Origin of the sequence: Bowmanella yangjiangensis (assembly GCF_018531185.1) — a bacterium.
GTDB classification, from domain to species: domain Bacteria; phylum Pseudomonadota; class Gammaproteobacteria; order Enterobacterales; family Alteromonadaceae; genus Bowmanella; species Bowmanella yangjiangensis.
Window position 1 is genome coordinate 44,724 of record NZ_JAHDJU010000006.1, and the last position, 23,681, is coordinate 68,404.

Below are 23,681 nucleotides of genomic sequence, written 5' to 3' on the forward strand. Positions count from 1 at the left end.
CCCTTCTTTTATGCGACCTTAATACTCGTCGGCAATTTCAGGGCCGGCATAATTGTCAAAGCGCGAGAATTGCCCCTGAAAGGTCAAACGGCAGGTACCAATAGGACCATTCCGCTGCTTACCGATGATAATCTCAGCCACACCTTTATATTCACTGTTCTCGTGATAAACCTCGTCACGATAAATAAACATAATCAGGTCAGCATCCTGCTCGATAGAGCCTGACTCACGCAAATCTGAGTTAACTGGGCGCTTGTCAGCACGTTGCTCCAGGCTTCGGTTAAGCTGGGAAAGAGCCACCACCGGAACCTGCAGCTCTTTAGCCAGGGCCTTGAGCGAGCGAGAGATTTCGGCAATTTCCAAGGTACGGTTGTCACTCAATGCCGGTACTTGCATAAGCTGCAAATAGTCCACCATGATCAGCGCTAACCCACCACGTTCTCTTGCCAATTTACGCGCACGGGTGCGCACTTCCATCGGCGTCAACCCTGAAGAGTCATCCACAAACAGGTTGTCCTTGTCCTTCAGCATGGCCATGGTATTTGAAATTCGCGCCCAGTCCTCATCGTCCAGTTGTGCGGTACGAATTCGGGTTTGATCAACCCGGCTCAGGGACGCCAACATCCTCATCATGATCTGTTCGGCCGGCATCTCCAGACTAAATACCAGTACGGGTTTTTCTTCCAGCAGCATGGCATTTTCACAGAGGTTCATGGCGAAAGTGGTTTTCCCCATAGACGGACGCGCTGCCACGATAATCAGGTCTGATGGCTGCAGGCCGCTGGTCTTCTTATCCAGATCCTTATAACCCGTGGATACCCCGGTAACTTCCTTATTGTTTTTAATCAGGGCTTCAAGGCGGTCAATAGTTGTGGTTAGAATGGTTTCAACATTCTGCGGCCCTTCGTTCTTGCCAGAGCGTTTCTCGGCAATCTCAAAGACCTTGCTTTCGGCCAAATCCAATACATCAGAACTGGTGCGTCCCTCGGGATTGTAGCCGGTGTCGGAAATTTCGTGGGCCACGCCAATCAATTCACGCAATACCGCACGTTCTTTAATGATCTGCGCGTAGGCTACAACGTTTGCGGCACTTGGGGTGTTTTTGGCCAGCTCGCCCAAATAAGCAAAGCCTCCCACGGCCTCAAGCGCCTCTTGCTGTTCAAGCTGGTCAGAGACGGTAATCAGATCCACCGGCTGACTATCCCCCAACAATTTGAGAATAGTGCGGTAAATTGTCTGGTGGGCACGGTTGTAAAAGTCTTGCTCGATCAGAATTTCGGCGACTTTATCCCAACAATCGGGTGCTATCAGCATACTGCCGATGACCGATTGCTCAGCTTCTATCGAATGGGGTGGGATCTTAAGCTTTTCGACTTTGCTGTCGCGCTCTTTGTGAGAAACAACTTTCACTTATTACCGACCAGATTAATTGCCATGATCGCTATTATGCGCGAAGAGGCTTCGGGAATGAAGCCAAAGCATAGACAAGTGTGGTTATTGACTTGACCTAGCGGAAGAAATTTATTCCTTGCTCTTAGCTTCCTTGGCTGAGAAGCCAGCCCTACCAAGGATCACTACCTCCAAAGGAGGTGGTTTAAGACTGACAACGAAAAACAGGCCCGCAGGCCTGTGTTGTTATTTGCTGTCTAGTGAGATTCTGCCACTCACTGTGGAAATCCTGACTTTGGCAGAGCTCTCGCCAGTGCGAAACTTCAACCAGCGACTCGGGCCATATTTGGCTTTTTCCATCTTGTCACTGCTAAGGTGATTAGCAAAATGGCCTCCTGCATGGCCTTCAAGGTCAAAGCGTGCGGATACCTTATCCTGAAAAACCAGCTCAAGATCGCCGCTCACGGTACTGCCACTCACTTCGCCATCTTCCAGCAAGGTTAAGCTGATGTTGGCATCGCCACTGACAGTTTGCACCGATAGGCGTTCAACCTTCCCTAAAGCCAGTTTGACTTCGGAAGTAACATTCTCAATTTTCACTCTGGGAGCAGAAGTACTGGCATCGATATCACCGTTGACAGACTCGTAGCGAATCTCTTCGCCTTGCGAGTTTTTGTCAACAATGTGCCCATTGACCGATGACAACTTGATATCGCCTTGTAAACCACTGCTTTCAATGCTGCCATTCACTGTTTCTATGCGTATCCTACCTTTGATATCCCGTACTTTAACTTTACCGTTGACCGAAGATAACTCCGCGCCTCCCAAGAGTTTTTCCGCTTCGACATTAGCGTTAACCGTGTCGTAGCTCACCAAACTGCCGGTAGGCACAAAGATCTGCAAGTCATCACCTTCGGAGTTTTTCCAATCATGCCAGTTACCGTTAGGCATCTTAACTTTAACGATAATCTCATGACCGTCTCGTTCAAAGATCAGCTTATCCGCTTGGTCACTCAGCTCACCAACAACTTTCACCTGCTTTTTGTCCCAGCCTTTGATCACCGCCTGACCAGAGAGATGCTCGATACTGACACGGCCATCAGCCTTCGCATCGAGGGTGAGATCCACTTTTTCGCCCGCCAGGCAAAGGTGACTGACTAACGACATTCCTGCTGCAATTAAAAATCTGTTCATATACGACATCCTATATTTTCTGCCATGTGGGTGCGTGTACCCGTTCAATTAAGTCAATTTGTTGCTGATAAACCTGCTGCAACATTCTCAGCAGCGCCGGATTATTGGGATCTTCCTTCAGTGCTTGTTTAATCGCCGCAGCCGCACCATCCAGCTCATCCACTTGCTGCTGCCAATTGTCAGTCAGAGCGGGCTGGCCATCAAAGGAGGCCAATAATGCCTGCTTCTGCTGCTGATGCTGCTGACTTAAAACCTGCGCCAGTTGCTCTGCATCTGAGGTAACAGGCAGTTGAGAAAGCCCCAACCATCCCACCAGACCAATGGTTGCTGTGGCGGCCGCCATTCCCCAATAGCCAGTTGCTCGCTTTTGAGTGCTATTCTCAGGCGTCTGCCCCAAAGCGTGCTCAATGCCAGGCCACAGGTCGCGTTCGGGTTGAATATCATCAGGCAATGCGCTCAAGTTGCGTTGCAACTGCTGTTCAAATTCTTTATTACTCATAACCCATCCACTCCGATAAAAGCTGCTTGGCACGATGAAACTGTGCCTTGCTGGAGCCAACTGCCATATCCAACAGTTGGGCAATCTCTTCATGGCGATACCCTTCAACTGCATGCAGTACAAACACCATTCTTGCCCTCTCTGGTAAGCGCCGGATATAGGTATCCAGGTCGACATCACCGGCAGAGCCTTCGGCGACTTCATGCACGGCATCAGTACTTTCCAGATTAAACATTCGCTGCCACCAACCCCGCTGTTTACGCATGTAAGAGACACAAACATTTGACGTTACCGAATGCAACCAGGTGCTGAATTTGGCGTCTCCCCGATAGTTGTCCAGCTTACGCCACAGTTGGATGAAGACCTCTTGGGTCGCATCTTCGGCTAACGCTCTATCAGCGGTAAGCCTGTAACACAGGGCGTAAACTTGCCCCAGATGCATCTGGTACAGTTTATGGTAAGCCTGACGGTCGCCCTGTTTGACAGCCTCCACCAGACTCAGCAATCCACGCTCAGCGAATTGCTCCTTTGCTTCGATTAGCTGTCCCTGAGTTTGCAATGTGTTTCCACCATTGTTGTTATTCTGTTGGTTGTATCTTTTCCATTAGCAATCTAATGGAGTTGATTGTATGTCGCAGGGTAAGGGAGCAAGGTTTAAAGCGGCAAAACTTTTTTTCAAAGCCAGACAAAAAGCCTCAGTATTCAGGCAATCCGACTGGTCTTACTGGAAATCCCGCGCGGGATCGGGGATGATCCGCCACATTATTCAGAGACTGGCAGCGCCAGAACGCAGGATTGGTTTGATGACATCTAAAAAACGCCCTTTATATATTCCCTATGCCGGCCCTTCCCTGCTGGAAACCCCTTTGCTTAATAAAGGCAGTGCGTTTAGCGCTGAAGAGAGAAAAGCCTTTAATCTTAATGGGTTACTGCCACCCCGCTATGAAAGTATCGAAGAACAGGTAAGCCGTGCTTACATGCAGTATTCCAGCTTTGATACCCCCCTGAATAAACATATTTACCTGCGGGCGATCCAAGATAACAACGAGACCCTGTTCTACCGCCTGCTGGCCGATCATCTGGAAGAGATGATGCCGATTATCTACACCCCCACAGTGGGGGATGCCTGTGAACAGTTTTCTGATATTTATCGTAGTTCACGCGGCCTTTTTATCTCCTATGCTGAACGCCAGCATATGGATGATATTCTGCACAATGCCACCAAGCGCAAGGTAAAAGTCATAGTCGTCACCGACGGTGAACGTATCCTGGGCTTAGGCGATCAGGGCATAGGTGGTATGGGTATTCCTATCGGTAAGCTCTCTCTGTACACCGCCTGTGGCGGTATCAGCCCCGCCTATACCTTACCTGTGATGTTGGATGTAGGTACAAATAACGAAAAACTGCTCGCCGACCCAATGTATATGGGCGCGCGTCATAAGCGTATCAGCCAGGAAGAATATGACGCCTTTATGGAAGATTTTATTCGTGCGGTGAAGCGTCGCTGGCCGGAAGCCATGATCCAGTTTGAAGATTTCGCCCAGCAAAACGCCATGCCGTTGCTGAATCGCTATCGCAATGAAGTTTGCTGCTTCAACGATGATATTCAGGGCACCGCAGCAGTGACTGTAGGTACTTTGTTGGCCGCCTGTCGAACCAAAGGCGCCAAGCTTTCCGAGCAAAAAGTGGTGTTTGTGGGGGCAGGCTCTGCGGGTTGCGGAATTGCCGAGCAAGTTATCCAGCAGATGTGCGCAGAAGGTATCTCTGATGCTCAGGCCAGAAGCCAGATCTTTATGATTGACCGTTTTGGCCTACTTACTGACGGGATGGAAGGACTGCGTGATTTCCAACAGGCGCTGTGCCAGGCCAAGGATAACATTGCCGATTGGAACTTCAGTGGCGAATATGCCTCGTTACTGGATGTGATGCATTGTGCCAAACCCGACATCCTAATTGGTGTGTCAGGCCAGGCAGGCTTATTCACCGAGCAAGTCATCCGAGCTATGAAGCAAGGTTGTGAATTGCCCATCATATTCCCACTGAGCAATCCCTCCAGACAGGTAGAAGCCCGGCCGGAACAAGTCATTGAATGGACCGAAGGTGAAGTAATTATCGCCACCGGTAGTCCGTTCGAGCCAGTTACTTATCAAGGCAAGACTTACCCTATTACCCAATGTAACAACAGTTACATCTTCCCGGGTATTGGTTTGGGCGTGCTGGCCACAAAGGCCAAGCATATCTCTGATGAAATGCTGATGGCAGCCAGCACCACACTTGCCGAAGCATCGCCTTTGGCAAACAAGGGTAAAGGCGCTCTGCTACCACCGTTGACCGAGCTAGCCCAGCTGAGTAAAGACATTGCCTTTGCGGTAGGTAAGGTGGCTCAGCAACAAGGGTTGGCGCTGGAAATGTCCGATGACATGCTGCAAGACAAAATCAACGCCAACTTTTGGACCCCAACTTATCGTCAATACCGACGCACCAGCATTTAACCTGGTTAGGGGCGCTCAGCACTGAGTTGTCTGAGCGCCGCTAAAGCTTCTTCCGCCCGCTCCGCTGGTACGAATAGGTGATCGTGGAAAAATGCCGAGACCGGATTCACTCCCATCCCCAGTGCAGCCAGATGACGAGTTATTCGCGCCAGAAAGCCCACTGCATCCAGAGATGAATGTACGTTTAGGGTGATCATCCGGCAGGCAAACTCATAGCGGAGCCCAAGCACCTTGGCTTGCTCTATTGGCAGAATTGCCGTCCAACCTTCCTGCTCTTCAAACAGCATCTTAGCGCCTTCAGGTAAGGGGGAATGATGAGGAAGAAACGCAAATACGTAGCATGGGCCTTGCAACTCTGGCTGCATGCTACTAATCAATACATCTAAATTGCTGATAGCGGACATAATTCTCTCCTTCAATGACTGAGCTTCAATAACACAATACCGCTGGCCAGCAACAGCAGAGCCAAGGCTTTCATCCACCCTAGTCCTTCACCCAACCAAAGAATACCAACCACAGCCGCCCCCAATACGCCGATACCTGTCCAAACCGCGTAACCCACGCTAAGGGGAAGTGTGCGTAACGCCATAGCCAGCAAGCCCAAACTGAACAGCATAGAGACAATAGCGATAATTAGATAACCAGGCTCGGATAAGCCCTTGGATTGCTTAAGGGCAACAGCCCAGACAACTTCGAGTAAACCTGCGACAAACAGAATCAACCAAGCCATCAGTGAATTCTCCACTATGGCAGGGTCGTCCCTGCAAAAAAGCCTTGTGCGAATAGTGCAGACAGGGTCGTCCCTGTCAGGCGGGAGGCCATTAAAGCAAAGCGGATTGCACGGGTCAATATTGTTGAGTGCCAGACTGCCTGCTATACCTGTCTGTATCATCCATTTCAATGTTAGCTTGAATGGTTACTGTCCGTCGTCATAAAGACCGCTGCCAGGTTTGCTTAAGGCCTAATTGTTCAGCCACCTGGGGACAAACAAAGTTACTGATAGTGGTTCTTGGGTCAGTGGCACTGATTGTCGCTGTTGCCTGGAGTCTGGCCGGCGCTTGGCTGATCCTACCTTTTGCCGGATTGGAAGTGAGTTTACTAGCGTACCTGGCCTATAGGGTCTGTAGAGACACTTACAATCAACAGGTGTTGCATATTGAGCCAGGCCATGTGGTGCTGGTACAAGGGCGAAATCACAATGTCAAACAGTGGCGGCTGAAACGTGCACAAAGCTGCTTTGTCATTTCTGCCCCGGTTCATTCACTGTCTCCCAGAATGGTGGAACTAAAAGACCAACACCATTCCTGCGTCATTGGGGAAAAACTCAATCAACAGGATAAAGAACAACTGATCGATATCATTACCCACTTGGAAATTCCCTACCGCATGGCAGGAAAAACAAAGATCACTGCCATACAGGATTGGCAGTAAAACGAGTCATCCTGAAGGCAAAGTTTAGACATAAAAAAACCGCCGTAAGGCGGTTTTTTAAACAGCGTGGTGCTTAAGCTTCAGCGATAATAATCACTTTAACTTGAGCAACAACTTCTGAGTGAAGTTGCAGATCCACTTCGTACTCACCGCACTCACGCAGTGTGCCGTGTGGCAGCTTAACTTCAGCTTTAGATACTTCAACGCCAGCTGCAGTCAGTGCATCAGCGATATCACGAGTACCGATAGAACCGAACAGCTTGCCTTCGTCACCAGCAGGAGAAGCGATAGTTACTTCAGCCAGCTCAGCAACTTTAGCAGCACGGGCTTCGGCAGCAGCCAATTGCTCAGCAATCTTAGCTTCCAAATCAGCGCGACGCTGCTCGAACTTCTCAACGTTGTCCTTAGTGGCAGGCACAGCCTTACCTTGAGGGAACAGGAAGTTACGGGCAAAACCTGATTTTACAGTGACTTGGTCACCCAAACCGCCCAGGTTGGCGATTTTGTCTAGTAGAATGATTTCCATCTTTGCTACCTCTTAGTTACGCCAACAATTACTTGTGAGAATCAGTGTAAGGCAACAAAGCCAGGAAGCGCGCACGCTTAATGGCAGTTGACAACTGACGCTGATACTTGGCACTGGTACCGGTGATACGGCTAGGAACGATTTTACCGCTCTCAGTGATGTAGTTTTTCAGCAGGCCAGTGTCTTTAAAATCGATCTGCTGGATGCCTTCTGCCGAGAAGCGGCAGTACTTACGACGTCTGAAAAAACGAGCCATCTTCTAGTCTCCTAATCTGTTATTCCGCGTCAGCTTCTACAGCTGCTCTGTCTTCACGCTTCTCGCGACGCTCTTCTCTGGCCATTGGTGATGGCTCAGTTACAGCGTTCTTAGTGCGCATAACCAGGTTACGCAACACGATGTCGTTGAAACGGAAAGCAGTTTCCAGTTCTTCAATCGCAGCAGCAGTAGCTTCAGCGTTGATCAGAACATAATGTGCTTTGTGCAGCTTCTCGATAGGATAAGCCAGTTGACGACGGCCCCAGTCTTCCAGACGGTGAATTTGTCCACCATCGTTCTTGATGATACCGGTATAACGCTCGATCATACCTGGAACCTGCTCACTTTGGTCTGGATGGACCATGAAAATAATTTCGTAATGACGCATGTGTGCTCCTTACGGTTGTAGCCTCTCGCAGCTCAGCCAGACTGCTTAAGACAAGGAACTAAAATAGTTAGGCTGAATAAGGGCGCGCATTGTATATAAAGCGCACTGCTGACACAAGTTAATTCTGCGTGTTAAGGGGCTAAAAGCCGCAGTATCAAGGGACTGTTGATAAAAAGGCATCAAAAGGGAGTTGCATCGGATTGTCGTGGATGGCTTGTTTGTTTGGGCTATCAGTCAGGCAATGTCATAGAGCCTTCGGTAGGCTATTTTTACATCTTGAGGATAAAAGGCGAATCAGCCACGCCGATTCGCCCATTCGCTTAGTGAAACTGGGACTTAAGTGCTAACTCAACATCCCGCCAATCCACGATTTTGAAGTTTTGCGGTGACCCTGGCATCTGGTTACGGCCATCCTGAACCACCAGCATCCCTTTAGGATATTCAGCTCCAAAACTTGCCGAGCTCACCTCAAGCCCATCGGTTTCAGACACGCCATCCAGGCCTTTTTGTAAATCAAGGCCAATGCGAAAACGTCCTAAATAGCGAAAGTCAGGCTCCAGAGCATAGGCCAGATAGCTATCATTGCCCTGACTTGATACGACCAGAATAGCCTGTTGGTCCTGACGATAGATCCCCATCCCTTCGACATCGGCATGCAAGAGTTCACCGGTTGTAGCCATTTTTTCCAGCGACGCATCCTTAGGCTCTGCTTGTGTACGCCAGATTCCAGCAGCCTCTTCCCCCAAATACAACATACCGCTCACATCATCGGCCACGCAGCCTTCTGGTTGGCTGGCAACGGCGAACTCTCTGACCAGCTTAACCTCCAACTGCCGCTGATGCTCAGTAATACGATACTGCTGAAAGCGCCCATCGGTATCGTTTATAAACACATATGTGCCGGTACCCGACTGATACATACACAAGCCATAGACTTCAGTGAGACTGGTTGGCGCTTCCAGCAAATGGCTCACATGACCAGAGAGTGGGTCAATGCCAAACAAACTAATGCTGTTTAGCGTGCGGTTACTGGCCACGGCTAAATCCAGGGTTTTACCATTGAGCGAAAAGCCATGGCGGACATCCACGTTGTTCAGTCGTCCCACAGGTAAGCTCTGCAGCAAACTGCCATCCAGTCCATAAACCATTAAGCCAACCCGCTTATCGGTGCCCAAAATCCGGCTCTGCTCAGGCGCGTTGCTATTCAGCCAGATAGCTGGGTCGTCCGCTGCATCACCGAAACGAGCAACAGGTGTGGTTTGGGCGCTGGGACTAACCACGGCAATCTCTTCGTAGCTACCCTTTGAAGCTTGTGAGTACCCACTGACTTTGGCGCTCACATAAGCATCCTGGCCTTCGTCGTAAATAGTGAGTTGTAGCCTCTGCTCCTCTACTTGCACACCTACCGCTTCGGGTTCTTTCACACCGCTGATTTGCCAATGCTTTGCCTCTGCGTCTTCAGAATAGACTGACAAACTGCGGGCTTTCGGACTGATAACCAGCAAAGCGCCGTCATCGACCAAAGCCAGATCGGTTATCTCGCCTTGCAAATCACCAAAAGGTGCAAGCATTGCCACAGGCTCACGTACAGGGTCTGCTTCCATGCTGGCCGGATAACGCCACACGCCGACATTCTCCTCCGCCACATACAAATTGGCAGAAGCCGTATCAGCCACACAGTCCTTGGCATTTAAAACGCCGGGGAAATTTCTGACCTGCACATCTACCAATTGCCGACGCTTGGCATCATAAATCAATCGTTCATGGGCCATGCCCTGCACATCAATACTAAATAATGACAGATGTCCGCTTTGTGGATGGGCGTAGACACATAAAGTCTCGAGCTGCGCATCCTGAGGGGATAAGTCAGATAACCAGCGCAGCTCTGGCTTCTGCCAATCCAACGCCAGTATCTGCGTTTTAGCCGATTCATTGTCTATGCCAATCACCAAGTCCACCAGCGTATCGCCTACCTGAATAGATGGCTGCCAGGCAAGGGTTTCAAAGTTACCTGCAAAGCTGGCTCGCACTTTTTTCTGCTCATCCAGCAACATTAACCCACGACTTTCACTGGTTATGAGCCAGAACTGACTGCTACCGTGAACCAAAGGCTGTACCTGTTGACCTTGCAGGTTCTCGGCCTGATAAAAAGGCACTGTCTGCAGTACCGCGTCCGTTGCTGATGCGCCACCAGTCACCAGGGCCAACGTCAGCGCACTTAAATACTTTTTCATAGTTTTAAATTCCAGGGCAGGAGCCAAGCACTTGCCAGCTCCTGTTTTCGATTACAGTGTCCAGTTAAAACCGAGCTCGAAGGTACGGCCGTATTCTTCGTACTGCGCGTTAACACTGCGGCGGCCAAAATAGTGGTAGTACGGCTCATCATTAAGATTGATGGCGTTGAAATAGAGGTGCATTTGCGGACTGAGGTAATACTTACCGCTGAAATCCAATTGTTGGTGAGCGTCTTCCATCCGCAGCATGTCGCCGTCGATCTCCTCCAAGTTCTCACTCTTATGGCTAAGAGTAAGACGCAAGCTCCACTGCTCATCCTCATAGCCAAAGGTAAGATTACCCACTTTGTCAGATTGATTAGGCAGGCTGGTTTCAAAGCGTTCACCGTCCAGCAAGGTTACCGCTTCAGAATCCGTCAAGGTGGCATTGGCTGCTACCAACAAGCCGTTATCAAAGCTTTTCACCCAGGACAGTTCGACACCCTGCACTTTGGCACTTTCGCCGTTGATAGGTTGGGTCACTTCCTCATAGCCCTGCCAAGCATCCAGGTGAGACACATCGGCTAAGATCACGAAGTTATCAATGTCCTTGTAAAAATATCCCGCAGACAACACGCCGATGTCTCCTGGATAGTATTCGAGGGACAGATCCAGGTTGGTGGATTCAAACGGTTTCAGTTCTGGGTTACCAACCTCCGCCTCACGCTCGGTATCGAAACCACCGTCGTCATTTTCTTCTGTTTTGGACTCAATGATTTGAAAGGCTGCCGAATCTTCAAACTTAGGTCTGGCAATGGTTTGCGTATAAGCAAATCGACCAATCAGCTGGTCACTAAACTCGTAACGCAGATTCAAACTAGGTAGCAGGTGGTGATAGTTTCGCTTGCCCTGCCAGGGGCTGTTCACCACTTTTTCTTCGTCAGTCTGCTCATCTTCGATAAGCTCAACCCGCTGGCCGTGCGTAGCGAAGTCCGTCTGCTCGTATCTTAGTCCTGCGACCACGCGTAAGTTGTCGATATCTATTTTACCCATCAGATAGGCGGCCAGGATGTCCTCATCACTCTGATAAGACGCGCCTTTTGACTCCAGTTCAGAGTCAAGTTCTGCCAGCTCCAGATTGCTTCTGTTGGCATTGAAGTAGCTACGTAACCCCTGGCGATTCAAACCCTCGCCAAAGTCGCCCAATCCCCAGTCGGGTGTGGATGCGGAAAACTGCGCTGCCTCTAAGGCATCAAAGTCGCCATCGTAGATAGAGATATTGGCATTGGTTTGTTTTTCCCTGCTTCGATACTTACCGCCAAACTTGAACTGTGCCGAGTGGCCCGCTAACTCGAAGTCATGACTGACATCCAGCTTAAAACTCAGCTCTTTATCTTCAGATAAATTATCTTCAAACGAGATTTCATCGACTTCATAGTTTGCCAGTGACTTGGCAGCATCATCCTGCTCTAAAACAGGGATTTGCCCTTGAAAGTCCGAACTAATGGCAAAACCGTCACCCTTGAATTTGTAGTACAGGGCTGCAGGTTCATCCTCTGACGATTCGGCATAACCAAGCTGGTAGCTCAGGTGCCATTGTTGCAATTGATGCTCGCCACCTGCAGTAAAAGACAGAATCTCCTGTTTCTCATACCTGTCTTTACTACTGCGTTCTATCTCTGAATCGTCACCATCGAAGGTAAAGGTATTGGCTTGACGGTATTCATCATCAGAAAAACGGCTATATAAAGAACGCAGATAATACTGATTGTCGAAGTCCGGGCGAAAATCCAAGTTCAGCGCGCCGCCTATGCGTTTGCGGTTAATCTGATAAAAGCGCTGTTCAATTTCGTCATCACCATTGCTTTCAATATTGTCTGAGCCGAAGTCTCGATCAAACCAGGATAAGGCCACTGCCACCCCTAGCGAATCCTGTAATCCGGCAAAATCCATTACCTCGGTATAGCTACCTGACACTTTGGGACTGGTTTCACTGCGCAGTTCGTTGCGACTGGCTTGCATCGTTAGACTGGCGCTACGCCCAGCTCGGTCAAAGGCACTCAGGCTTTTCACCTCCACTGAACCACCAATCGCATCGGCATCCATATCGGATGTCACGGACTTGGTCACTTCCAATCCTTCAATCAGTTCAGAAGGGATCACATCCAATGCCACCGAGCGCACACCAGCTTCCGGCGAGGGAATATTCATGCCGTTGATAGTGACATTGTTGAGGTTTGGGTCGATGCCGCGAATGCCAACAAAACGTCCTTCACCTTGGTCGCGTTCAATGGATAATCCAGGTAAACGTTGCAGCGCTTCGGCGGCATTCTGATCCGGAAATTGTCCGATTGCATCGCTGGATACAATGGATTTCAGGTTGTCGGCGCTGCGTTGCATGTTTAATGCGTTGGCCTGCCCGGCGCGCTGCCCATAAACAATCAACTCATCCAGTTTGGGCTCATTCAGCCCTAAGCTAAAGCGCTGCTGTAGGGTTTCACCATCCAGAATACGCACTTTATGTTCGCTTTTTGGGGCGCCCAGATAGCGAATTTCCAGGGTATAGTCACCGGGAGGCAAGGCATTGAAGCGAAACGATCCGTCACCTTTAGTGACAGTGCTGACATTGAGTTCTTTAATACGGATGCTGGCGCCTTCAAACCACGCTTTGTTGTTGGCGTCACCTAAACGTCCCAGCAAGTTGCCTTCTTCAGCCATTGCCTGGGCACTGATCATGGCCGCCATACAGGCCAGCGCCACTTTGCTTTTATATATTTTCATCTGCGAGCCTCATTGATGTGAGTGGTGTCGCAGGCAAGCTAAATTTTATGCATGACGCATTTATGACAAGCAGACAATCAGAATCAGACACACCTGCTGTTGGCAGGGGGTTTGACGCTTTTAAACAGTCAAATTGAGCTGATATGACCCCCTTCCCATAGGTGAATCCGCGGGGCTTCAACTCACCCAAGGCTCTAATGCAAATTGGACCATCATATTTGTGTCATCTGCCTGAGCCAAAATGACCCTGCATTACACACCGGACATGAATTAGCATCCGGACTTTCCCAGGCGTCGGATACATTATGAATTACTCTCTTTTGCCATTTCACAGCAAGCGTATTGGCTTGGTGTTATGTATTGCCCTGTCCGCTATTCTCTTGAGTGTCTCTCAGGGGGAGCTCAAAACCTGGCAGGAGATATCCTGGCTGGATATTATCGGTGAAGGTGGCGTGGCGGTTCTAACCCTGGTTTGGTTGTTTTTTCTGTTTGTCAGCCGCCCTCCCGGGCGCGTCACCGACATGCTGGTTCTTGGCCTAAGCTGCTTTATGTTTTCCGCTTTACTGGATTTGTTGGATGAATTTATCCGGCAATCAAGCGGGCATTGGCTGAGTGTGGTGGAGTCCATTCCCGCGCCCTTTGGCATGATTATGATGACCTGGGCTTTATATCAATGGCATCAGGAACAACTCACCCTGAATGAGCAACTCCGACGCAGAGAAGCTCAGTCCCGCCAGCATCATCAGGTGGATTGGGTAACAAGACTATACGACGCTGATTACCTGCGAGAACATTTAGCTAAACAGTTACAAGCTAGCCACAGTCTGTCTGTGCTGATGCTGGACATTGACAACTTTGACCAGTTCAATCGTCGTTATGGCAGTCAGGAAGGCGACCGTCTGCTACGCGAAATGTCAGAGTTGATCCTGATGAATATCCGTCAATCCGATCTTGTCTGCCGCTACGCCGGGGATAGATTTATCATCCTGCTACCAGATACGCCCCGTGCAACTGCCATCACATTGTCCGCACAAATCAAAGAATCGATACGGCATTTTGCTTTTAAAACTTTTGGCACCGGTGAAGCCGTGTTTCATACACTAAGCAGTGCATTAGTTAGTGCGGTAAACACCGACCAGGTAGAGCCCTTATTGCAGCGTTTAAACCGGCAGTTGGAACTTAGCAGGCAGGGGAGCTAAGCCAACCGTGAAGGCCTATGCTACCTTGGAGGACAAGTACTTTCCTGCTCAACAGCTTGCTGCAAGCCTGATAGACCTTGCGGCTAACCGCGGTGTTGACCGAAACAAATTGCTAAGGGGCACCGGTATTTTTTATGAAGATATCAGAGCAGGTACAGTACTGTTGAGCGCGGCACAAATGCTGCGATTGATGGCAAATGCCAGACAACTAATGCCAGGTAAAGATGCGGCCTTCCAGCTTGGCCGACGCTTGTTCCCGGGAAGTTACTCGCAGGCCGCGAATTTATTGCTGCACAGCCAAAATCTACGGGATGCATTCCGGCTATTTTCATTGGTGAAAATGCAGCTATTTCCTTTTGTTCAAGCACGCTTATTCAATCACCAAAAACAATGTTTTTTGCTACTGGACGATGCCATAGGTTGCGGAAACGAATTCCAATTTGTGATTGAGACATATTGCGCAGCTTTAGTCTCAGCCAGCCGCTTGCTGCTAGGCCAGCGTATTCCCTTCTATTTTGATTTTCCTTTTCCCCGACCGCGTTACATTCAAGAATTTGAGGAAAATCTGGGTTATAGGTTACGTTTTTCACAGCCGCTGTTATGCATCCGCTTCGATCAGGAATACTGGTTAAAGACCTTTCCCCAAGCAAGCCAAACCTTGAAATGGCATGCATTAGAGCAACTTCATTCAACTGCACGTTCACCACGCTTAGGGTTTCTTGAAGTGATACGCCAAAACGTACTCCACAACAAAAGCACCAACCTCCAGGACATGGCCGACATTTTGGCCATCAGTGCCGCCACTCTGAAGCGCCGTTTGAAACAGCACGGCACCAGCTTTATGCAGTTGCAGGACGATGTAAACCGGCAGCAAGCCTTGTATCTTCTGCACGTTAAAGGTTTGAATAATGAGGATATTGCCGCACAAATGGCATTTAACGACATCCCTAATTTTCGACGAGCTTTCAAACGATGGACAGGCTCGACGCCAAGTCAAGCCAGATTAAGCTGGAAGTTAATTGATTTTTCCGGTTGAAAAACCATCAGTCAGGAGTAAAATCTGCGGCCCGTTTAGTGAAAACTTCACTATACTTTCACACTCGTTGAATACTGCGTCGGTAGGCTGATGCAGCCGTAGTGTATTTCGGCATACAGTATTGAAAGGATTTGTATATGCTCGTGCTCACGTTACTTTTTGCAGTAGTGGTATTTCTGTTGCTGTACTCTCTCGCTCAAGACAAAGGCAAGAACACCAAGCACTTTCGTAATATGGAAGATTCACTGAGTGCAAACGTGTCTATGAAGAAAAAGGCCCTGCGTATGGGCGACTCGTTGTTCTAATGTCTTGCTCCTGCCGGGTGTAGCTCAACCCGGCGGACTTTCCTTCCCTCACCAGCCTGTTATTCTGTCCCTCATCTTCTGCTTTCGTGACTAGGCGTACTATGCGATTTGGCCCAGGTTTACTGATCACCGCAGCCTTTATCGGCCCCGGCACTATTACCACCGCCAGTCTGGCGGGCGCCAATTTTGGTTTTAGTTTGCTCTGGGTATTATTATTTGCCGTGATTGCGACCATTATTTTGCAGGGCATGGCAGCTAAACTGGGCTTAGCAACAGGTCAAGGGTTGGCTGAATCACTCAGGTCGCAACTCCCCGTTGGCATACCCCGCTATTTAAGTGCCTTTTTAGTTGTCAGCGCTATAGGCATAGGCAGTGCCGCTTATGAGGCTGGAAATCTTACCGGAGCAGCCCTGGGCCTGAATGCCATATTTTCAGGTTCAGTACAACTTTGGGCCTTATTGCTCGCAGGCATTGCCGCGCTGCTGTTATACAGCGGCAAACACAATGTGTTGGAAAAGGTGCTGATGGGACTTGTCATTATGATGAGCATCGTCTTTATCACTACCATGTTTTTGTCCCGCCCAGACCCTGCGGCCTTGTTATCCGGACTGGTTATACCGCAGATCCCGGATGGCTCGCTGACTACCTTGCTGGCGCTGATAGGCACCACTATCGTGCCCTACAATCTATTCTTGCATGCTAGTTTAATGGCCAAACGCAACAGCACTGACTGGCAGAAAGACCTTCCCGGCATGAATGCTGATAATGGCCTGTCAATTGGTTTAGGCGGGTTGATAACCCTGGCGATAGTGGCTACGGCCAGTGCAACCTTTTACGGCAATGCCCTGGCCGGCACCCCCAACAATGCTGCCAGCATGGCAAATCAGCTGGAACCTTTGTTAGGTTCTGCTGCACAGGTTTTCTTTGCTACAGGCCTGTTTGCCGCCGGATTAACCAGTGCCATTACCGCTCCCTTGGCTGGGGCTTATGCTGTGTGTGGCATGCTGGGCTGGTCAACCGATCTGCGCTCACGTCCCTTTAGACTGGTATTGCTCGCCATTTTGCTATGCGGGGTCATCGGCGCCAGCCTCTCCATGAGTCCCTTGGCCATCATTTTATTTGCCCAGGCCACCAACGGCTTGCTGCTACCTGTGGTGGCGCTGTATTTATTATGGTTAATGAACCGCAAAGCCTTGTTGGCAAATCATGTTAATAGTCACTTAGCCAATCTCGCTGGCGCTGCGGTTGTGTTGTTTCTTTGCGGGCTTAGTGGCTACAAGCTTTGGTCGCTGCTTTGATAACTCAGAGCAGCACCAGGTCGTCACGATGCACGACCTCCTCATGGCCAGCATAACCAAGTACAGTTTCCAATTGCTGGCTTTGCAAACCTTTAATTTTGCTGAGTTCACTGGCGCTGAACAAACTCAAACCAATCGCCAGCAAATCATTTTCAAAACAGATTTCCACCGCGTCGCCAGCGGCGAACTGACCTTCGACAGACGAGACTCCGACAGGTAATAAGGATGCCCCGCGCTGAATAAGGGCCTGCTTTGCTCCTGCATCAATATGGAGTTTGCCTTTGGCCTTCAGACTGTGCCGCAACCATTGCTTTTTTGCCCCGCTTCGCGACAGAGCAGGAGAAAACAGCGTACCAGGCACCAAACCTTTAGAGAGAGCCTCAAAAGCGGCCGCCTTGTAGCCATTCACTATTAAGGTTTGAATGCCATTAGCACTGGCTTTTTGGGCAGCCTGTAGCTTGGTTTGCATACCACCAGTTCCTACCGACGAACCACTGCCACCGGCCAACGCCATTATTTCTTTGCTCACCGACTCAACCGAGGTCAACAGTCTAGCCTGGGGGTTGCTTCGGGGATCAGCGTCATACAAGCCGTCCACATCGGTACAGATAATCAGGGTATCGGCATCAGCAACCAGCGCGACTAAGGCACCTAAGTTATCGTTATCACCAAATTTCAGCTCCTCAGTGGCTACCGAGTCATTCTCATTGACTATGGGTAGAATCTGATGCGCCAGCAACTCACGTATGGTGCTTTTTATATTCAAATAGCGGTCGCGATCTCGAATGTCACCATGTGTCAGTAGAATCTGTGCCGTAGGGAAATCGAATAAACGGGCCCAATTGGCCATCATTCGAGTCTGTCCTACAGCCGCCATTGCCTGCTTTTGCGCCAGGGTTGGCTTCTGCTCGGCACTCATTGCATTCCGGCCAGCGGCGACCGCGCCGGACGACACCAGCACGATCTCCTTGCCCTGGCGACGGCTGGCATTAATAAACTGAGCCAGCGCCAGCAAATATTCGGTTCTGCAGCCGGCGCCATCCGGGGCTATAAGCGCACTCCCTACTTTGATGACGGCACGTTGCCAGTTAAATTTTGTTACTGCTGCTTCTGCCTGACTCATTGGCCTGCCTGGATTAACTTTGAGATATAACGAGGGTGCGCATAAAATACGTTGCTTATTCGGTCTAAGGCAATATCAAATGTGGCGAAATTTTATAGGCGTGTTATCGATAGTTGGTTATACCCTGAACACCCTGTTCTGGTTTGTACCCATTATGTTGCTGTCAGTGCTCAAGCTTATTCCCATCGCTCCGTGGCAACGTGCACTAAGTCGTTGGTTAGATGGTTGTGCATCTAATTGGGTTAAGGTTAATACACTTAACCAAAACCTCAGCAGCCGGGTAAAATGGGATGTTCAAGGGCTGGAAGGGCTAAAACGTAAAGAATGGTATCTGGTGATTGCTAATCATCAGTCTTGGGTCGACATCCTGGTCTTACAACGAGTATTCAGCGGACGCATTCCCTTCCTTAAATTTTTCCTTAAAAAAGAACTACTGTGGGTGCCTTTTTTGGGGCTAGCCTGGTGGGCATTAGATTTTCCCTTTATGCGTCGTTATAAGCGCAGTTTTCTGGAGAAACACCCACACTTAAAGGGTAAGGATCTCGAAACCACACAGCGCGCTTGTGAGAAATTCAGCCACATTCCTGTGAGTATCATGAACTTTGTTGAAGGTACCCGTTTAACGCCATGCAAACTCCGCTCACAAGCCAGCCCTTACCAGTACTTATTGTTGCCAAGAGCTGGAGGCATTGCCTTTGTGCTTAATGCCATGGGTGACAAGTTGCACAAGCTGCTTGATGTAACCATCCATTATCCGCAAGGTATACCCAGCTTCTGGGATTTCGTGTGCGGCAAGGTTAAACAGATCCAGGTTCGCGTAAACGTTATGCCTTTAGAGAACCTGATGCCGGCCAATTATTTTGACAACGCCGAGCAACGACAAGAGTTTCAGCAATGGCTTAACCAGCGCTGGCAGGATAAAGATAACGCGCTTAAGCAGTTAGCGGCAGGCCAACAATGCTGAGTATGTTACCCGGCTTATTGCTGTTGCCTTTTCACGCTTTGCTGCAGATCTTCAATCTCATGGGTTGGGGTTCGCTTATTATCCTACTCGGTATTATTAAGCTTATCAGTCCAGTCCAAAGTTTGACTCACTTGCTAAACCGGTTACTGAACGCTGCGCTGAGGGGATTTGCGATATGCGGCGTGTGGCTGATAAATCTGTTTAACAGGGTTGAATGGGATTACGAGATAGAGGGCAACCTCAGACAGGATGGCTGGTACTTGGTTATGGCCAACCATATTAGTTGGCTGGATATCATATTACTGATGCACTTTTCATGTGGACGTATTCCCGCAACAAAGTTTTTTATCAAACAAGAACTTATTTGGATGCCTTTTATTGGGCTTGGCGCCTGGGCTTTAGACATGCCCTTTATGCGTCGCTACAACGCCGAGTTTATTGCCAAGTATCCTCACCTTAAAGGTAAAGACCTGGAAGCAACCAGGAAGTCCTGTGAGAAGTTCAGCACGATTCCGACTACGGTTATTAATTTCGTAGAAGGGACACGCTTTACCGAGCAAAAGCATCGAACTAAGGCCAGTCCATACACCCACCTGTTATCACCAAAAGCTGGGGGGGTAGCTTTTACCTTGGCTTCAATGGGTAACCTGTTTGATGACATTATCGATGTTACATTGATTTACCCCCACAATAGCAAACATGTCATGATGGACATGTTATGTGGCAGGTTAACCAAGGTGGTACTGAGAGCCAAAGCCATTCCTTTGGCAAGGCAATTGGTTGGTAATTACCAAGAAGACGATATTTTCCGAGCCCAATTTCAAGGCTGGCTTAATCAGCTTTGGCAGGACAAGGATAGCCTTATCCAACAACTAAGGGACGATAGCTAAATGAAAGAGAAGCCAACACAAATCAGCCAGTTAATTTTAGATAGCGCCAGCAAATGGGGCATAGAGATTAATTCCGGCTCACCGCTTTTTACACTCTTCTCTGTGTTGATTCTGTTAGGAGTTTGTTGGTTAGCTTTTAAGATCACCCGACGTTTGTTTAGTGGCAAACTAGCCCGCCTGATTCTCGCAACCAAGGCGACTTGGGATGATGAATTACAACGGCATCACTTTTTCCGGCGTGGCGCGCACCTTGTTCCAGGGGTGTTGCTTTATGTACTTTGCCCATTGCTGTTCGCCCACGCTCCACTGCTGTTAGCATTACTACAGAAACTGGCTTTCATTTATATCCTACTAACAACTGTCATGGTGATGAGCGCTGTGCTTAACACCATAGAGGATATTTACGACTCGTCCAGACTGGCTCAACGTGTGCCTATTACGGGTTTTATTCAGGTCGGCAAGCTCACGCTTGCGCTTATCGCCATCATACTGATTGTTTCCAACTTATTGGAAAAGTCGCCAGTCCTGATCATGTCGGGCTTAGGTGCAGCGGCCGCCATACTCTTGTTGGTATTCCGTGACACCATTCTCGGCTTTGTAGCGGGTGTACAGATCGTTGCTAACCGCATGGTAAATAACGGTGACTGGATAGAATTGCCTAAGTATGGCGCGGACGGCACAGTTTTAGAACTGGGACTTACAACGGTTAAAGTGCGCAACTGGGACAACACCATATCAACGGTACCCACCTATGCGCTAATTGGAGACTCGGTCAAAAACTGGCGGGGCATGCAAGAATCTGGCGGCCGCAGAATAAAAAGGGCCATAAACATAGATATTCAAAGTGTACGTTTCTGTGACCAGGATATGCTGGATAATTGGGAAAAAATCCGCTTTATCAAAGATTACATCAGTGAAAAAAAGCGTGAGCTTGCCAAATACAATCAAGACAACAGCATCACAGAGCAGGATCTACTAAACGCCAGGCGCCTGACTAACATAGGTACCTTCAGGGCCTATATGGTTAGATATCTGCAGAATCACCCGAAGATCAATCAAGATATGACCTTAATGGTGCGCCAGCTTGCACCGACAGAACTAGGATTACCACTAGAGATCTATTGCTTTAGTGCCGACAAGAACTGGGTGAACTATGAAGGCATTCAGTCAGATATTTTCGACCATCTGCTCGCGATGTTGCCGAGCTTTGGCTTACGCGCTTATCAGAGAGTAAGTGACCGGCCACCTATGCAGTAATTTTTTGACAATGGGCAGAAGGCATAACAAATCCGTTCAAATACATTGACTAAAAGACAGCCTGCTGTAGTGTAAAAAATCTTTAATAAATTCGTTATTCAAATATAACTGCTTGAATAGCAAACCTAATTTCTAACAACTGAGGCTAGTAGTCATTATGATTAAAAGAACGTTAGTCGTTGCCATGTCGGTGTTGCTCGTGGCTTGTCAAAATGATGAGGCACCTGCAACCGGTCAAGCGGTGAGCGAGGTAGCAAATACACAAATAAACTTAGTGCCCTACCCCACCTCAATTACGCAATCTGCTGGTCACTTTACTTTTTCAGGTAGCGTTAAACTGATTACCGATGACAATGCACCAGATAGCGCAGCTGCCATTTCTGCTTTGCTCTCACAGCTAGGTATTAAGCAGGGCGAAAATGACAGCGCTGTCATCAGGTTGGTGATCGATCCTTCCCTGACCCTAGGTGATGAAGGGTACCAGTTAGCTATAAACCAAGGTATCGAGATTAAGGCTGCAAACGACGCAGGACTATTTTACGGAGTACAGAGCCTGCGTCAGTTATTACCAGCTAAAGCACAAGAACAGTATGTTCTGCCGCATATTCGCATCGAGGACCAGCCCCAATATGAATGGCGAGGCAGCATGTTGGATGTCGCCCGTAACTTCCAGAGCCTTGATTATCTGAAGCAACATGTCGAGCGGATGGCTAGTTTCAAACTTAACAAACTGCATCTGCATTTAACCGATGACCAGGGATGGCGACTGGAAATTAAAAGCTGGCCTAAGCTAGCGACGGTAGGAGGCTCAACCCAAGTGGGCGGTGGCCCTGGTGGATACTACACTCAGGAACAGATGCGGGAATTGGTTGAATTTGCAGCCCAGCATCAAGTTGAAATCATTCCTGAGATCGACTTACCTGGCCACACCCAGGCAGCGATAGCCTCTTACAACGAGCTCGCATGTGGTTATGTGACAGAAAGTCCGGTTCAGAACCAGTGCAAAGACATGGTAGGAGACGCTAGGCTAGGTCTTTATGAAGGAACCTGCGTTGGCTTTAGCGCACTATGCACTAGCGAGAAGCCTGATCTGACCTACCGCTTTGTGGAAGAAGTGCTAACAGAAGTAGCTGCGATTTTCCCCTCCAAGTATCTGCATATAGGCGGAGATGAAGTACTGAATGAGGAGAAAGCCAGTTTCGCCGGATTTATCACCCAGGTAGATAAGATTGTTGCCTCTTTGGATCGTGAAGTATTAGCCTGGGAAGAAGCGTCAAAGGGAGATATTCGTCCTAGCTCGTTATTGCAGTTATGGAACGATAACTACGATATTCAGCCAGCCTTGGATAAGGGTATTCATTTGGTACTTTCGCCCTGCAGTTATACCTACCTTGATCATGGTAACTATAACGGGCAACCGGAAACCTATACCTGGTGTGCTAAAGAAGGCGTTCCTCTAGAAAGGGTATATAGCTTAACGCCCGAAAACTATGCCCAAGCAGTAGGTGTAGAGGGAGCAATGTGGTCTGAGCTTGTCCGTGACGAAGCAACTGCAGATAACAGAAACTGGCCCCGTCTGGCTGCTATTGCTGAGGTTTCCTGGACACCACAAGCGCAACGCAACTATGAGCAGTTTACTGGCCGACTGTCAGAACTTCGCGGCCATCTTGACCAACTAAACATCCAGTATCACAAGGAAGCCCAGTTAAACTGGCAATAACATTAAGTTTAAGCAGAAGCCCAGCCCTAAGCTGGGCTTTTTTATTCCAATGAACTTCGTGTGTTATTTTCAAAATCAGAAGCGTAGAGACATAAATGAAACTGTCTATCACGCAGAGACATCTGCTCAGAAACCCAAGTCTCATATGCATTGGATAAAGTTAGCATTATTAAACGTTCATTTAGAAAAATCCTATTCGCTTAACTTTTGTTTCGCATACGCTTAGTTGAAAGCTTGATTCTAGTGAAGATTGGACACAGCAACCAAGATTAACCTTCAACAGTTAGAAAAGACTAAGAGCTAGGCAGCCTGTAACTCAGGAAGTGGAGCACCCAAATAACTTAGAACGAAGCACTACACAGAGGATTACTCCAAACAAGGAAAATGGATGTTTTACTGAAAGAGCCCGTTATCTACTAGGATGCAGCAACTGCTGCCGAGTACTGTTCATTATATAAGGACGAGCGTTTGAGCCTGAAGGGTATTGTTATTCAGCCAGACCGTGGAATTGGTACGTTAGCACTTTCTTGAAGAAGGGCTACCCGTCTGATGTTGCGAGACAACGGTGAAGGGTACAGCGGGTAAATCGCGCGCAATAAAAAAGGGCCATCCAATCGGATAGCCCTTCTTCGTATTGGGAGCCTGGCGGTGTGCTACTCTCACATGGGGAGACCCCACACTACCATCGCCGCTGTTACGTTTCACTTCTGAGTTCGGAAT

The 23,681-nt window shown here is 48.9% G+C and carries 22 protein-coding genes and 1 rRNA gene; 10 read left to right on the top strand and 13 right to left on the bottom strand.

Annotation, left to right across the window (positions count from 1 at the left end; all coding sequences use genetic code 11):
• Nucleotides 1–18: 18 nt before the first annotated feature.
• The 4 genes from dnaB to KJY73_RS21515 all read right to left on the bottom strand — a co-directional run bounded on the left by dnaB (nucleotide 19) and on the right by KJY73_RS21515 (nucleotide 3,641).
• Nucleotides 19–1,410, bottom strand: coding sequence for a replicative DNA helicase (gene dnaB / locus KJY73_RS21500; RefSeq protein ID WP_206595910.1), 1,392 nt, complete (start codon nucleotides 1,408–1,410; stop codon nucleotides 19–21).
• A gap of 225 nt (nucleotides 1,411–1,635) precedes the next feature.
• The gene (locus KJY73_RS21505) at nucleotides 1,636–2,583 is read right to left on the bottom strand and encodes a DUF4097 family beta strand repeat-containing protein (RefSeq protein ID WP_214345665.1); all 948 of its coding nucleotides are present in this window, start codon (nucleotides 2,581–2,583) and stop codon (nucleotides 1,636–1,638) included.
• A gap of 10 nt (nucleotides 2,584–2,593) precedes the next feature.
• The gene (locus tag KJY73_RS21510) at nucleotides 2,594–3,082 is read right to left on the bottom strand and encodes a hypothetical protein (RefSeq protein ID WP_214345666.1); all 489 of its coding nucleotides are present in this window, start codon (nucleotides 3,080–3,082) and stop codon (nucleotides 2,594–2,596) included.
• Nucleotides 3,075–3,641 (bottom strand): RNA polymerase sigma factor, encoded by a 567-nt coding sequence (locus KJY73_RS21515; protein ID WP_206595913.1) that lies wholly within the window; start codon nucleotides 3,639–3,641, stop codon nucleotides 3,075–3,077. Before KJY73_RS21515 ends, KJY73_RS21510 begins: the two co-directional genes overlap by 8 nt.
• Nucleotides 3,642–3,885: 244 nt before the next feature.
• Between KJY73_RS21515 and KJY73_RS21520 the strand changes: the two genes are divergently transcribed.
• Nucleotides 3,886–5,574, top strand: coding sequence for an NAD-dependent malic enzyme (locus KJY73_RS21520; RefSeq protein WP_214345684.1), 1,689 nt, complete (start codon nucleotides 3,886–3,888; stop codon nucleotides 5,572–5,574).
• A 5-nt stretch (nucleotides 5,575–5,579) separates the two neighbouring features.
• Here the strand turns inward: KJY73_RS21520 and KJY73_RS21525 are convergent, their stop codons facing one another.
• On the bottom strand, nucleotides 5,580–5,978 hold the full coding sequence (locus tag KJY73_RS21525; RefSeq protein WP_214345667.1) for an ACT domain-containing protein: 399 nt from the start codon (nucleotides 5,976–5,978) through the stop codon (nucleotides 5,580–5,582).
• A gap of 11 nt (nucleotides 5,979–5,989) precedes the next feature.
• The gene (locus KJY73_RS21530; RefSeq protein ID WP_214345668.1) at nucleotides 5,990–6,304 is read right to left on the bottom strand and encodes a DMT family transporter; all 315 of its coding nucleotides are present in this window, start codon (nucleotides 6,302–6,304) and stop codon (nucleotides 5,990–5,992) included.
• A gap of 182 nt (nucleotides 6,305–6,486) precedes the next feature.
• Here KJY73_RS21530 and KJY73_RS21535 point away from each other — a divergent pair, with 182 nt between their 5' ends.
• Entirely contained in the window at nucleotides 6,487–7,005 is a 519-nt protein-coding gene (locus tag KJY73_RS21535; protein ID WP_214345669.1) for a DUF2244 domain-containing protein, read from the top strand.
• A 73-nt stretch (nucleotides 7,006–7,078) separates the two neighbouring features.
• Here the strand turns inward: KJY73_RS21535 and rplI are convergent, their stop codons facing one another.
• From rplI to KJY73_RS21560, 5 genes are all read right to left on the bottom strand, one after another.
• Nucleotides 7,079–7,531: a 50S ribosomal protein L9 gene (gene rplI / locus KJY73_RS21540; RefSeq protein WP_214345670.1), complete on the bottom strand. Its 453-nt coding sequence runs from the start codon at nucleotides 7,529–7,531 to the stop codon at nucleotides 7,079–7,081.
• A gap of 28 nt (nucleotides 7,532–7,559) precedes the next feature.
• A complete protein-coding gene (gene rpsR / locus KJY73_RS21545; protein WP_102798780.1) occupies nucleotides 7,560–7,787 on the bottom strand; it encodes a 30S ribosomal protein S18 in 228 nt (75 codons plus the stop codon).
• Nucleotides 7,788–7,806: 19 nt separating this feature from the next.
• Complete coding sequence (rpsF, locus tag KJY73_RS21550) at nucleotides 7,807–8,175, bottom strand: 30S ribosomal protein S6 (RefSeq protein WP_206595919.1); 369 nt, start codon at nucleotides 8,173–8,175, stop codon at nucleotides 7,807–7,809.
• A gap of 320 nt (nucleotides 8,176–8,495) precedes the next feature.
• Nucleotides 8,496–10,409, bottom strand: a complete 1,914-nt coding sequence (locus tag KJY73_RS21555) for a phytase (RefSeq protein ID WP_214345671.1) — start codon at nucleotides 10,407–10,409, stop codon at nucleotides 8,496–8,498.
• 51 nt (nucleotides 10,410–10,460) lie between these two features.
• Nucleotides 10,461–13,169: a TonB-dependent receptor gene (locus tag KJY73_RS21560; protein ID WP_214345672.1), complete on the bottom strand. Its 2,709-nt coding sequence runs from the start codon at nucleotides 13,167–13,169 to the stop codon at nucleotides 10,461–10,463.
• 305 nt (nucleotides 13,170–13,474) lie between these two features.
• Here KJY73_RS21560 and KJY73_RS21565 point away from each other — a divergent pair, with 305 nt between their 5' ends.
• From KJY73_RS21565 to KJY73_RS21580, 4 genes are all read left to right on the top strand, one after another.
• Nucleotides 13,475–14,368 carry a GGDEF domain-containing protein gene (locus tag KJY73_RS21565; RefSeq protein WP_214345673.1) on the top strand — a complete coding sequence of 298 codons (894 nt, stop codon included), beginning with the start codon at nucleotides 13,475–13,477 and terminating at the stop codon, nucleotides 14,366–14,368.
• A gap of 7 nt (nucleotides 14,369–14,375) precedes the next feature.
• Complete coding sequence (locus tag KJY73_RS21570; protein ID WP_214345674.1) at nucleotides 14,376–15,404, top strand: AraC family transcriptional regulator; 1,029 nt, start codon at nucleotides 14,376–14,378, stop codon at nucleotides 15,402–15,404.
• A gap of 137 nt (nucleotides 15,405–15,541) precedes the next feature.
• Nucleotides 15,542–15,709 carry a hypothetical protein gene (locus tag KJY73_RS21575; protein WP_214345675.1) on the top strand — a complete coding sequence of 56 codons (168 nt, stop codon included), beginning with the start codon at nucleotides 15,542–15,544 and terminating at the stop codon, nucleotides 15,707–15,709.
• A gap of 101 nt (nucleotides 15,710–15,810) precedes the next feature.
• Nucleotides 15,811–17,007: an Nramp family divalent metal transporter gene (locus tag KJY73_RS21580; protein WP_214345676.1), complete on the top strand. Its 1,197-nt coding sequence runs from the start codon at nucleotides 15,811–15,813 to the stop codon at nucleotides 17,005–17,007.
• A 4-nt stretch (nucleotides 17,008–17,011) separates the two neighbouring features.
• Here KJY73_RS21580 and proB read toward each other — a convergent pair whose 3' ends face one another.
• Nucleotides 17,012–18,130, bottom strand: a complete 1,119-nt coding sequence (gene proB / locus KJY73_RS21585) for a glutamate 5-kinase (RefSeq protein WP_214345677.1) — start codon at nucleotides 18,128–18,130, stop codon at nucleotides 17,012–17,014.
• A 79-nt stretch (nucleotides 18,131–18,209) separates the two neighbouring features.
• On the opposite strand from proB, the gene KJY73_RS21590 reads away from it, so the two are divergent.
• The 4 genes from KJY73_RS21590 to KJY73_RS21605 all read left to right on the top strand — a co-directional run bounded on the left by KJY73_RS21590 (nucleotide 18,210) and on the right by KJY73_RS21605 (nucleotide 22,961).
• The gene (locus tag KJY73_RS21590) at nucleotides 18,210–19,094 is read left to right on the top strand and encodes an acyltransferase (RefSeq protein ID WP_214345678.1); all 885 of its coding nucleotides are present in this window, start codon (nucleotides 18,210–18,212) and stop codon (nucleotides 19,092–19,094) included.
• Nucleotides 19,088–19,984, top strand: coding sequence for an acyltransferase (locus tag KJY73_RS21595; RefSeq protein ID WP_214345679.1), 897 nt, complete (start codon nucleotides 19,088–19,090; stop codon nucleotides 19,982–19,984). Before KJY73_RS21590 ends, KJY73_RS21595 begins: the two co-directional genes overlap by 7 nt.
• On the top strand, nucleotides 19,985–21,241 hold the full coding sequence (locus KJY73_RS21600; RefSeq protein WP_214345680.1) for a mechanosensitive ion channel family protein: 1,257 nt from the start codon (nucleotides 19,985–19,987) through the stop codon (nucleotides 21,239–21,241).
• A 157-nt stretch (nucleotides 21,242–21,398) separates the two neighbouring features.
• The gene (locus KJY73_RS21605) at nucleotides 21,399–22,961 is read left to right on the top strand and encodes a beta-N-acetylhexosaminidase (protein ID WP_214345681.1); all 1,563 of its coding nucleotides are present in this window, start codon (nucleotides 21,399–21,401) and stop codon (nucleotides 22,959–22,961) included.
• 640 nt (nucleotides 22,962–23,601) lie between these two features.
• Here KJY73_RS21605 and rrf read toward each other — a convergent pair.
• A 5S ribosomal RNA gene (gene rrf, locus KJY73_RS22125) occupies nucleotides 23,602–23,681 on the bottom strand; the annotation flags it as partial.